We start from the raw sequence: 10072 nt of genomic DNA, 5'->3' as shown, positions 1-10072 counted from the left end.
CGCTCCCACAGGGGATTGTTTGTCAGCCAGTTACATCGGCGGCGTGACGCCATCCTTGCCGGCGGAAATCGATTGCGCCGTCAACGTGCCGTCTGCGTCCTGGGTCACGAAGCTGACAATCTTCACCCCGACCTTGAGCAAGCTGCGATCCCCCGGCGTCAGATTGACGATCGGCACGTCCTCCGGCACCAGGATCTTCTGCTGCCCGCCCTTGTAATTGACCGTCAGCACACGGCCATTGCTGACCACCAGATCACCGACGCTGCCATTGGTCATGCTGCTGCCCTTGGCCAGGTCGAATGGCCGATGGCCGTCGCCGCTGCCGGCCAGTTCCGGCGGGAACACATGCACTTCGAGCGCCTTCAGGGTTCCGTCCTCCTGGGGCATGGCGGCCGAGCCGATGTAGCTGCCGGGTTTGATGTCCTCGATATTGGCCAGGGTGACAGCGCGAATCCTGGTGTCCGGGTTCAACCGGATCACCACGTTCTCGCCGCTGTTGACGTGGACTTTCAGCGAGTCGGCGCCGACCCCGGTGATCTCGCCGCGCACGCCGAGACGCATACCCGGGGCATCGGCGGCCTGCACCGCAGTGGCACTGAGCAGGCCAAGCAAGGCAATCGTAGTCGTGTGACGCAGCAGCTGACGCAACATGGCAATCCTCCGTTGATGAACAGTAATAGCGCAGAAGTAAACATAAGCACGCTATCGAAGAACATGTAAGTGAATGTATCATCGACCCTCCCCGGCCGGACGCAAGGTTCGCCGATGGACGACACCCTGTTGGAAGCCAATCATTCCGCAACGGAATAACTGATATCAATCGAAGGCTTCTACCGCCGCTTCGGTACGTCCCTTAGCCTCACCGCATTCCCTTTCGCTGGATCGAGAAACCTTATGAACGCCACAACTCACGCAATGACCCGAGGCATGGTGCTGCTGTTCGCCTTCTGCTGCGGCGCCATCGTCGCCAACATCTACTACGCACAGCCAATCATCGGCCTGATCGCGCCAGACATCGGCCTCTCCGACACCATGGCCAGCATCATCGTCTCGCTGACGCAGATCGGTTATGCGCTGGGCCTGTTCTTCCTGGTGCCGCTGGGCGACCTGCTGGAAAACCGTCGGTTGATGATCATCACCACGGTGGTGGCGATTGCCAGCCTGCTCGGCGCGGCGTTCACCAGTCAGCCCAACGTGTTCCTGCTGATCTCGTTGCTGGTGGGCTTCAGTTCGGTGTCGGTGCAGATCCTGATTCCACTGGCTGCGCACCTGGCGCCAGAGGAATCCCGTGGCCGGGTGGTCGGCGGGATCATGGGCGGCTTGTTGCTGGGCATCCTGCTGGCGCGACCGGTGTCGAGCGTGGTCGCCGACCATTTCGGCTGGCGCGCGATGTTCATGATTGCTGCGGCGTTGATGGCAGCGATCAGCGTGGTGCTGGCACTGACCGTGCCCAAGCGCCAACCGGATCACAGCGCCACGTATGGCCAGTTGATCGGCTCGCTTTGGACCCTGCTGCGCCAGCAACCGGTGCTGCGTCAGCGCGCGTTTTATCAAGGCTGCATGTTCGCCACGTTCAGCCTGTTCTGGACCGCGGTGCCGCTGGAACTGGCGCGCAACCATGGCCTGTCGCAAAGCGAAATCGCGATCTTCGCCCTGGTCGGCGCCATTGGTGCCATCGCCGCGCCGATCAGTGGACGCCTGGCTGACGCCGGCCACACCCGCATCGCTTCGCTGCTGGCCATGCTGTTCGCCAGCCTGAGCTTCCTGCCCGCCTTCATCCACCCGGCCTACAGCGTGATCGGCCTGGCCGTGACCGGCGTGGTACTGGATTTCTGCGTACAGATGAACATGGTCCTCGGCCAGCGCGCGGTGTACTCACTCGATGCCAAAAGCCGCGGTCGCCTGAACGCTTTGTACATGACCAGCATCTTCATCGGCGGCGCCTTCGGCTCGTCGGTGGCCAGTGCGGTGTATGAGCATGGCGGCTGGCTGTGGATCGTGATTGTCGGTAGCGCGTTCCCGCTACTGGCGTTGTTGCGGTTTCTGAGTGCGTCGCAGCGTGGTTCTTTGGCAACGGCGTAAGGTGTCGAGCAGGCTCGCTCCCACAGGTTGCTCAATGGGCCTGAGGGAGCGATCACGCTTAATAGCGAACCAGTTTCTCCATCGCCGCATCCGCCAGAAACGAAGAGCGGCTTTTGACATTGTGTTCACGCACATAACGATCGATGCGCTGGATCACATAACCTGGCAACGTCACGTTGACCTTCTCGGTCTTGCCCATGTACGGCGAGATATCCAGCTCGAGCATCCCCCAGCCCATATCGGCAAACTCCGGATTATTGCGATGGGCCGCTGCCGACGTCGGCATCGGAATCGATTCCCCGTCCGCCGCTATCTCCTGCAGCATGATGTGAGCAATTTCAACGGCTGCGTTGTAGGCGTCCTCGAAGGTATCCCCAGCCGTGACGGCGCCGGGAATGTCAGGTATCTGAATACCGATGGCGGTGTTGTCGTCACCCCATTCGATGCAGATCGGATATTGCATTATGGATCTCCCTTGTTGCTGGCTGGCGGGTGGTGCAACCCGGCACGCCTCCTGATGCTTTTGACCGTCCCCAACGGTAAATCCTTTTTCGGGTGGGGAACGGGAATGGTGTAAGGGTTGTAACGGTGAGTGAAGATGTGATGACTGCCGGTGACTCGATCCAGCGTCCAGCCTGCCTCCTCCAGCTCCTTGATCAATAGACTGCTTTGCACCTACCGCCTCCTTGCTCCGGCCGAATAAAAGTAACTCTAGAGTTATCTTTACTCAAGCACATAAATCTGCAGAACGACGTTCGGTTGTTTTACAGCATGTGATTGAATGGACGCGGATTACACTCAGCACCCTATTCCCTGTGGGAGCGGGCTTGCTCGCGAAGGCGTCGGATCAGCCAATACATGTGCTGAATGTCAGACCGCTTTCGCGAGCAAGCCCGCTCCCACAAGGGGACTACGACAACTTTCAGATTTGCAGGAAGACTGATGGACCGCCTCGCCGCCATGGAAACCTTCGTCTACGTGGTCGAAACCGGCTCGTTTTCCGCCGCGGCCCGACGGTTGAATATCGGCCAGCCCGCCGTGTCGAAAACCATCGCTCAACTGGAAAAACGCCTGGCGGTCAGCCTGTTGCTGCGCTCGACCCGCGGCCTGACGCCGACCGAAGCCGGACTCGCGTTTTTCGAACGGGCCAGACGCGCCATCGACGAAGCCAACGAAGCCGATAACGCCGCCCGTGGCAGCGCCGGCGGTTTGCGCGGCAACCTGCGCATCAGCGCGGCGGTGACTTTCGGTCGCCTGCACGTCGTGCCGCAACTGGGGCCGTTTCTCGATCAGCATCCACAGCTGAACATCGACCTGATGCTCGATGACCGCAACATCAATCTGGTCGAAGAAGGCATCGACGTCGCCCTGCGCATGGGCCCGCTCAGCGACTCCAGCCTCACCGCGCGCAAGATCGCCGACTGCCGCCGCGTGGTGCTCGGCACCCCGGCCTACTTCGCCCGCCACGGCGAGCCGAGCTGCCCTGCCGATTTGAATCAGCACCAAGGCATCGTCTACAACCTCAGCGGCGGTGCCACCTGGACCTTCACCCAAGGCCGCGAACAGCAGACGCAAAACCTGACCGGCCGCCTGCGTGTCAGCGCCGCCGAGGGTTTGCGCGCAGCCGTGGTGGCCGATCAGGGACTGACCATCGCCTCGCAATGGATGTTCGCCCCGGAGCTGGCAAGCGGTGCGGTCAGGGCGGTGATGAGCGATTGGGGATTGCCGGATCAGGACTTGTGGGCAGTGTTTCCCACGGGGCGGATGGTCAGTGCGAAGGCGCGGGCGTTTGTGGATTATATGCAGGGGTTGTTGACCAGCGAATTGTGAAAAACAGCGAAATCAAAAGATCGCAGACTTCGCCAGCTCCTACAGGGTCATCCATACTGCCGGACAACATATAAAAAACGGCGATCCAAAGATCGCCGTTTTTTCATCACTGCCCGAACTGTTTGCCCAACCCCGGCGGCACGCCGTGGATATCGGTGTCTTCCCAAGGGCCGTTGGGGCTGATCGAGCGGGTCCAGCCGTTGTTCCAGCGGAAGTAGGTGCGCTGGCGGTAGAAGGTGTTGGGCTGATCGTCGAGGACGTAGACCCCGAGTTGCTGATCCCAGTGGCTGTTGCCACCCGGTGGCGGGGCGAAGCTGGCTGAGGTGCGTGGGACTGGCTTGGACGGTTTGGCCGGGATGCTTTTTCCGGGTGTCGGCGAGGTCGACGGGGTCGGGCTTGGTTGCGACGGCGGGATCGGCGGCAGACTGGTGGTCGGTTCCGGTCGGTGCACCGCACAGGCGCTCATGCCCAGGGCCATTGTGATGACTGCGATTCGGGCGAGACTGTGCATGGCGGTGCTTTCCTGTGGGTGCCGGTGGTTATTGGTCCGGGCTGTCGATGGTCAGTGTTTGCGGCGCGGTGGTGTTGCTGGCCAGAGGGCCGCTGCGACCCACCCACTCCCCGGCGGTCGGTTGACCGGCTCGGGAAATGCGCGCAACCAGTTGGACTTCAGGAAAGTTCGACAGTTTCAACTGCGGCATCATCGCATCGGCATCGCCCAGTTCGACGGTCACCGGCAGATCCGCCACGGTCAGACGCTTGGCCGCCAGCGGTGCCGGTGGGCCGGAAACGGCACGGGCGAAGATGAACACGCTGTCGCCCGGTTGCACCTTGCCTTTGAGTTCGCTGGCCAGATCGACGCGCACCTTGAGCAGCGCGGCAACCTTGGCGGCCGGCGTGGCGGCGACTTTACCGCCGCTGGCTTGCAGACGCTCGGTGGCGCGCTCGATCCCACCCTGCAAGGCGGCGCGGGAGTTGTCGCCCTCTGGCAGTTGCGCCAGCAGGCGGTTCCAGTAGTCGATTGCCTGCTGATAACGTTCACCCTCGAACGCGGCGATGCCGAGCAGACCAAGGCTGGTGACTTCTTTCGGATCGGCTTTCAGCGCTTCGTCGGTTAAAGCCTGGATCTTGTCCGACCACTTCTTGCCGTCAGCAAAGTATTGCGCCTGCGCCCACTGGCCGAGCAGTTCCGGCTGGCGACCGGCCAGGTTGGCGGCGCGCTCGAACATCTTCGCCGCATCCGCCGGACGCTCCTGGGCCATGTAGGTACGCCCGAGGAAGTACAGGCCTTCCGCCGAATCCGGTTGCGCCGCAACAGCACGCTCCAGCCGCCGGGTCATCTCTTCCATCGACTGCGGTGCCTGGGCAAATTCGCGGGTCAGCTCGACTTTGTCGGCAGCACCGAAATGCAGATACAGCCCCAGGCCCAATACCGGCACCAACACCGCTGCCAACAACGGCAACGGCTTGCCCAGTTTCGACACACGCGGTGCGGCAACGCCTTCGGTATCGGCGAGCAGCTCACGCGCCGCTTCCGCGCGACCGCTGTCCATTTGCGCCGCATCGAGTACGCCTTCAACCTGCTGCGCTTGCAGCTCGGCGACACGTTCCTGATACAGCGCCACGTTCAGGGCAGTTCGATCCTCTTCACGCTGGGCGCGACGGCCACGCAAAACCGGAATCAGCAGAAAACTCAGGGCGACCAGAAGCAACAGCCCTGCGGCAAGCCAGAAATCAATCATTCTTGGTTTTTATCCAACAGTTGGTCGAGGCGCTGACGCTCTTCGGTGGACAGCGATGGCGGGGTCTCGGTGCGCTGTGCGCGACGCCGGCGAACGATCACTGCGATCACCACCATACCGCCGAACAACAGGCCGGCCGGGCCGAACCACAGCAGTGCAGTCTTGGCATTGAGCGCCGGTTTGTAACGGACGAAATCACCGTAGCGATCGACCATGAAGTCGATGATCTGCTGATTGTCCTTGCCCTCGCCGAGCATGCGGAAAATCTCTTTGCGCAGGTCGGCGGCAATCGGCGCGTTGGAGTCGGCGATGTCCTGGTTCTGGCACTTGGGGCAGCGCAGTTCCTTGGTCAGTTCACGGAAACGCTCGCGATCGCCTTCCTTGGCGAACTCGTAGGTGTCGATCGCGGCATGCGCCACGCCGCCCAGACTCAGGCCCAAGACCACGGCAGCAATGAAACGCTTCATGGCTTGGCCTCATCGACCAGCGCCTGATACTTGGCCGCGAGTTTTTCGCGCCAGACCTGCTCGTCGATCACCCCGACGTACTTGTCGCGGATGATGCCCTTGGCGTCGATGAAGAAGGTTTCCGGCGCGCCGTACACGCCGAGGTTCAGGCCCAGCGAGCCTTCGTCGTCACGAATGTCCAGCAGGTACGGGTTGTGGAATTCGGCCAGCCACTTCAACGCATCGGCGTTGGTGTCCTTGTAGTTGATGCCGTAGATCACCACACCGCGCTCGGCCAGTTTGTTCAGCACCGGGTGCTCGACCCGGCAGGAAATGCACCAGGTGCCCCAGACGTTGACCAGCGCCGGTTTGCCGAGAATGTCAGCCTTGGTCAGGGTCTTGTCGCCCTGCACGCTCGGCAGGCTGAATTCCGGGAACGGTTTGTTGATCATCGCCGACGGCAGCTCCGCCGGATCGAGGTACAGACCGCGATACAGAAACACCGCCACCAGCAGGAAAATCGCCAGGGGTACCAGCATCAACCAACGTCTCATGCAGCCGCTCCTTGCAGGCCGAGGGCTTCACGCACCTTGGCTTTGACCTTGACTCGATAACGCCGATCCAGCGCCGCCAGCAATCCGCCCAGACCGGTCAGCAGACCGCCGAACCAGATCCAGCGCACGAACGGTTTGACGTGAACCCGCACCGCCCACGCGCCGTTTTCCAGCGGCTCGCCCAGTGCAACGTAGAGATCGCGAGTGAAACCGGCGTCGATCCCGGCCTCGGTCATCATCGAACTCTGCACGGTGTACAGGCGTTTTTCCGGGTGCAGCACGCTGACTTCCTTGCCGTCGCGGATCACCCGGATGGTGCCCTTGTCGGAGGTGAAGTTCGGCCCTTCGAAGTGCTTGGCGCCTTCGAAGATGAAGTGATAACCGGCCAGATCCATCGACTCGCCCGGCGCCAGACGCAGGTCGCGTTCGGCACTGTTCTGACTCGACAGCACCACACCGAGGGCGCATACGGCGATGCCGAGGTGAGCGATCTGCATGCCCCAGTAGCTGCGGGTCAGGGTTGGCAGGCCTTTGATCAGGCCCTTGTGGCGAGTCTTGTCGAAGATGTCGCGCACACCGGCGAGCAACACCCACGCGGCGAGCAGGAACGTCGCGATTACCGCCCAGTTGAAATCGCCGTAAGCGATACCGGCCACCACCGCCAATGCGACGCTGCCGAGCAGCACCGGGGTCAGCATGTTCGCCAGCCACTTCACCGGGGTGTCCTTCCAGCGCACGATCACGCCGACCGCCATCACCAGCATCAACAACGCCATCAACGGGATGAACAACGCGTTGAAGTACGGCGGGCCGACCGACAGTTTGGCGCCGCTCAAGGCATCGAGAATCAGCGGATACAGCGTGCCGAGCAGAATCATCGACGCCGCCACCACCAGCACCAGGTTGTTGCCCAGCAGCAGGGTTTCCCGCGACCACAGGTTGAAGCCGACCTGGCTCTTGACCACGGGTGCGCGCAACGCAAACAGCGTCAGCGAACCGCCGACCACGAACAGCAGGAAGATCAGGATGAACACACCGCGCTCAGGATCGGAGGCAAACGCGTGCACCGAAGTCAGCACGCCGGAACGCACGAGGAACGTGCCAAGCAGGCTCAACGAAAATGCGGCAATCGCCAGCAACACCGTCCAGCTCTTGAACACGCCACGTTTTTCCGTGACCGCCAGCGAGTGAATCAACGCGGTGCCGACCAGCCATGGCATGAACGAGGCGTTTTCCACCGGGTCCCAGAACCACCAGCCGCCCCAGCCGAGTTCGTAGTAAGCCCACCACGAACCGAGGGTGATGCCGATGCCGAGGAAGGCCCAGGCGACGATCGTCCACGGCCGCGACCAGCGTGCCCACGCGGCGTCTAGACGCCCACCGAGCAGTGCAGCGATGGCGAAGGCGAACGCTACCGAGAAGCCGACGTAACCCATATAGAGCATCGGCGGATGCACAATCAGGCCGATGTCTTGCAGCAGCGGATTGAGGTCACGACCATCGGCCGGAATCTGCGGCAGAATCCGCGAGAACGGGTTGGAGGTGAGGATCAGAAACAACAGGAAACCGGTGCTGATCATGCCCATCACCGCCAGCACCCGGGCGAGCATGACTTGCGGCAACTGCCGGGAGAACACCGACACGGCGAAGGTCCAGCCACCGAGGATCAACGCCCACAGCAACAGCGAACCTTCGTGGGCGCCCCACACCGCGCTGAACTTGTAGTACCACGGCAAGGCGCTGTTGGAGTTCATCGCCACGTAGGCAACCGAGAAATCGTCGGTCATGAACGCGTAAGTCAGCGCGCCAAAGGCAAACACCAGGAACGCGAACTGGCCCCACGCTGCCGGCTGGGCCAGGCTCATCCACAGACGGTCGCCACGCCAGGCACCGAGCAACGGCACCACGGCCTGCACCAGCGCAAAACACAGCGCCAGAATCATCGCCAGGTGACCGAGTTCAGGAATAAACAGTGCAGAAGTCATCGATCAACCCTCCTTCGCTTGGGTCGGTGCCGATTGACCACTGTCTTTCAACGCTTTGGTCACTTCCGGCGGCATGTACTTCTCGTCGTGCTTGGCCAGCACTTCATCGGCCACCACCACGCCGTCCGCGTTGAGTTTGCCCAGGGCGACGATGCCCTGCCCTTCGCGGAACAGATCCGGGAGGATGCCGCGGTAGGTGATGGTCACGGATTTGTTGAAGTCGGTGACGATGAACTTGACGTCCAGCGAGTCCGGCGAGCGTTGCAGCGAACCCTTCTCGACCATGCCGCCGGCGCGGATGCGCGTGTCGTGCGGGGCTTCGCCGTTGGCGATCTGGGTTGGCGTGTAAAACAGGTTGATGTTTTCCTGAAGGGCGCTGAGAGCCAGGCCGACGGCAGCGCCGACCCCGACCAGAATCGCCAGAATGATGATCAGACGTTTTTTGCGCAGCGGATTCACTTGCCGTTCTCCCGGCGCAGACGACGCGCCTCTTGTTGCAGATAGCGCTTGCGGGCCGCAATCGGTGCGACCACGTTGAGGATCAGCACCGCCAGACAGATGCCGTAGGCCGACCAGACGTACAGGCCGTGATGGCCCATGGCGAGGAAGTCGCCGAATGAAGCGAAACTCATCGCGCAGCCTCCAGACTGTTCTGCACTTCTTCTTTGACCCAACTGGCGCGGGCTTCGCGCTTGAGCACTTCAAGGCGCATACGCAGCAACAGCACCGCACCGAAGAAGCAGTAGAACCCCAGCACCGTCAGCAGCAGCGGCAGCCACATTTCGGCGGGCATCGCAGGTTTCTCAGTGAGGGTGAAGGTCGCGCCCTGGTGCAGGGTGTTCCACCACTCCACCGAGTATTTGATGATCGGAATGTTGATCACCCCGACGATCGCCAGTACCGCGCAGGCCTTGGCGGCGCTGTCACGGTTGCTGATGGCATTGCCCAGCGCGATCACCCCGAAATACAGGAACAGCAGAATCAGCATCGACGTCAGCCGCGCATCCCAGACCCACCACGAACCCCAGGTCGGCTTGCCCCAGATCGCCCCGGTGACCAGCGCCACCGCAGTCATCCATGCGCCGATCGGTGCCGCACATTGCAGCGCGACGTCAGCCAGTTTCATCTTCCACACCAGCCCGACCACGCCGCACACCGCCAGCATCACGTAGATCGACTGCGCGAGCATCGCCGCAGGCACGTGGATGTAGATGATGCGGAAGCTGTTGCCCTGCTGATAATCCGGCGGCGCGAAGGCCAGGCCCCAGACGACGCCAACGCTGATCAACAGCAACGCGGCAATGCTCAGCCACGGCAGAAACCGGCTGCTGATGCCGTAGAACCACTTGGGCGAGCCGAGCTTGTGAAACCAGGTCCAGTTCATACTGTTTCCATCACGGGTGCCGCTCATCGGTGTGAGCGGTCTCAGGGTC

The 10072-nt window shown here is 61.9% G+C and carries 13 protein-coding genes; 2 read left to right on the top strand and 11 right to left on the bottom strand.

The features are described from left to right. Nucleotides 1-30 precede the first annotated feature (30 nt). Entirely contained in the window at nt 31-651 is a 621-nt protein-coding gene (locus AC27VU_RS18120) for a DUF5666 domain-containing protein (RefSeq protein ID WP_262142820.1), read from the bottom strand. Between the two features lie 243 nt (nt 652-894). Between AC27VU_RS18120 and AC27VU_RS18115 the strand changes: the two genes are divergently transcribed. After that, nucleotides 895-2082, top strand: a complete 1188-nt coding sequence (locus AC27VU_RS18115; protein ID WP_488724582.1) for an MFS transporter — start codon at nt 895-897, stop codon at nt 2080-2082. A gap of 58 nt (nt 2083-2140) precedes the next feature. On the opposite strand, the gene AC27VU_RS18110 is transcribed toward AC27VU_RS18115, so the two are convergent. Next, complete coding sequence (locus AC27VU_RS18110; RefSeq protein ID WP_003222952.1) at nt 2141-2545, bottom strand: type II toxin-antitoxin system HicB family antitoxin; 405 nt, start codon at nt 2543-2545, stop codon at nt 2141-2143. After that, nucleotides 2545-2757, bottom strand: a complete 213-nt coding sequence (locus AC27VU_RS18105) for a type II toxin-antitoxin system HicA family toxin (RefSeq protein WP_262142819.1) — start codon at nt 2755-2757, stop codon at nt 2545-2547. Before AC27VU_RS18105 ends, AC27VU_RS18110 begins: the two co-directional genes overlap by 1 nt. A 267-nt stretch (nt 2758-3024) precedes the next feature. On the opposite strand from AC27VU_RS18105, the gene AC27VU_RS18100 reads away from it, so the two are divergent. After that, entirely contained in the window at nt 3025-3912 is an 888-nt protein-coding gene (locus AC27VU_RS18100) for a LysR family transcriptional regulator (RefSeq protein ID WP_488724581.1), read from the top strand. Between the two features lie 106 nt (nt 3913-4018). Here AC27VU_RS18100 and AC27VU_RS18095 read toward each other — a convergent pair whose 3' ends face one another. From AC27VU_RS18095 to AC27VU_RS18060, 8 genes are read right to left on the bottom strand one after another with little or no spacing between them, the layout of a single operon-like run. Beyond that, entirely contained in the window at nt 4019-4423 is a 405-nt protein-coding gene (locus tag AC27VU_RS18095) for a hypothetical protein (RefSeq protein ID WP_488724580.1), read from the bottom strand. 28 nt (nt 4424-4451) lie between these two features. Further along, on the bottom strand, nt 4452-5654 hold the full coding sequence (gene ccmI, locus AC27VU_RS18090; protein ID WP_473019106.1) for a c-type cytochrome biogenesis protein CcmI: 1203 nt from the start codon (nt 5652-5654) through the stop codon (nt 4452-4454). Beyond that, entirely contained in the window at nt 5651-6121 is a 471-nt protein-coding gene (locus AC27VU_RS18085; RefSeq protein WP_473019104.1) for a cytochrome c-type biogenesis protein, read from the bottom strand. Before AC27VU_RS18085 ends, ccmI begins: the two co-directional genes overlap by 4 nt. After that, nucleotides 6118-6654 carry a DsbE family thiol:disulfide interchange protein gene (locus tag AC27VU_RS18080; protein ID WP_003222947.1) on the bottom strand — a complete coding sequence of 179 codons (537 nt, stop codon included), beginning with the start codon at nt 6652-6654 and terminating at the stop codon, nt 6118-6120. Before AC27VU_RS18080 ends, AC27VU_RS18085 begins: the two co-directional genes overlap by 4 nt. Continuing rightward, nucleotides 6651-8639, bottom strand: coding sequence for a heme lyase CcmF/NrfE family subunit (locus AC27VU_RS18075; RefSeq protein ID WP_003222946.1), 1989 nt, complete (start codon nt 8637-8639; stop codon nt 6651-6653). Before AC27VU_RS18075 ends, AC27VU_RS18080 begins: the two co-directional genes overlap by 4 nt. A gap of 3 nt (nt 8640-8642) precedes the next feature. Beyond that, entirely contained in the window at nt 8643-9098 is a 456-nt protein-coding gene (ccmE, locus tag AC27VU_RS18070) for a cytochrome c maturation protein CcmE (protein ID WP_003222945.1), read from the bottom strand. Next, nucleotides 9095-9271 carry a heme exporter protein CcmD gene (gene ccmD, locus AC27VU_RS18065; RefSeq protein WP_003222944.1) on the bottom strand — a complete coding sequence of 59 codons (177 nt, stop codon included), beginning with the start codon at nt 9269-9271 and terminating at the stop codon, nt 9095-9097. Before ccmD ends, ccmE begins: the two co-directional genes overlap by 4 nt. After that, a complete protein-coding gene (locus AC27VU_RS18060) occupies nt 9268-10023 on the bottom strand; it encodes a heme ABC transporter permease (protein ID WP_003222943.1) in 756 nt (251 codons plus the stop codon). Before AC27VU_RS18060 ends, ccmD begins: the two co-directional genes overlap by 4 nt. Nucleotides 10024-10072: the final 49 nt, after the last annotated feature.

The sequence above is a fragment of the Pseudomonas sp. 14P5.3.2 genome, from assembly GCF_057799175.1.
This window is presented reverse-complemented; position numbering and strand designations above follow the sequence as displayed.

What these genes read in the sequence shown, in the direction of transcription:
- AC27VU_RS18075 (WP_003222946.1), bottom strand. Translation starts at nt 8,639, where the DNA reads ATGACTTCTGCACTGTTTATTCCTGAACTCGGTCACCTGGCGATGATT.
- AC27VU_RS18110 (WP_003222952.1), bottom strand. Translation starts at nt 2,545, where the DNA reads ATGCAATATCCGATCTGCATCGAATGGGGTGACGACAACACCGCCATC.
- AC27VU_RS18060 (WP_003222943.1), bottom strand. Translation starts at nt 10,023, where the DNA reads ATGAACTGGACCTGGTTTCACAAGCTCGGCTCGCCCAAGTGGTTCTAC.
- AC27VU_RS18120 (WP_262142820.1), bottom strand. Translation starts at nt 651, where the DNA reads ATGTTGCGTCAGCTGCTGCGTCACACGACTACGATTGCCTTGCTTGGC.
- AC27VU_RS18115 (WP_488724582.1), top strand. Translation starts at nt 895, where the DNA reads ATGAACGCCACAACTCACGCAATGACCCGAGGCATGGTGCTGCTGTTC.
- ccmD (WP_003222944.1), bottom strand. Translation starts at nt 9,271, where the DNA reads ATGAGTTTCGCTTCATTCGGCGACTTCCTCGCCATGGGCCATCACGGC.
- AC27VU_RS18085 (WP_473019104.1), bottom strand. Translation starts at nt 6,121, where the DNA reads ATGAAGCGTTTCATTGCTGCCGTGGTCTTGGGCCTGAGTCTGGGCGGC.
- AC27VU_RS18100 (WP_488724581.1), top strand. Translation starts at nt 3,025, where the DNA reads ATGGACCGCCTCGCCGCCATGGAAACCTTCGTCTACGTGGTCGAAACC.
- ccmI (WP_473019106.1), bottom strand. Translation starts at nt 5,654, where the DNA reads ATGATTGATTTCTGGCTTGCCGCAGGGCTGTTGCTTCTGGTCGCCCTG.
- AC27VU_RS18095 (WP_488724580.1), bottom strand. Translation starts at nt 4,423, where the DNA reads ATGCACAGTCTCGCCCGAATCGCAGTCATCACAATGGCCCTGGGCATG.
- AC27VU_RS18080 (WP_003222947.1), bottom strand. Translation starts at nt 6,654, where the DNA reads ATGAGACGTTGGTTGATGCTGGTACCCCTGGCGATTTTCCTGCTGGTG.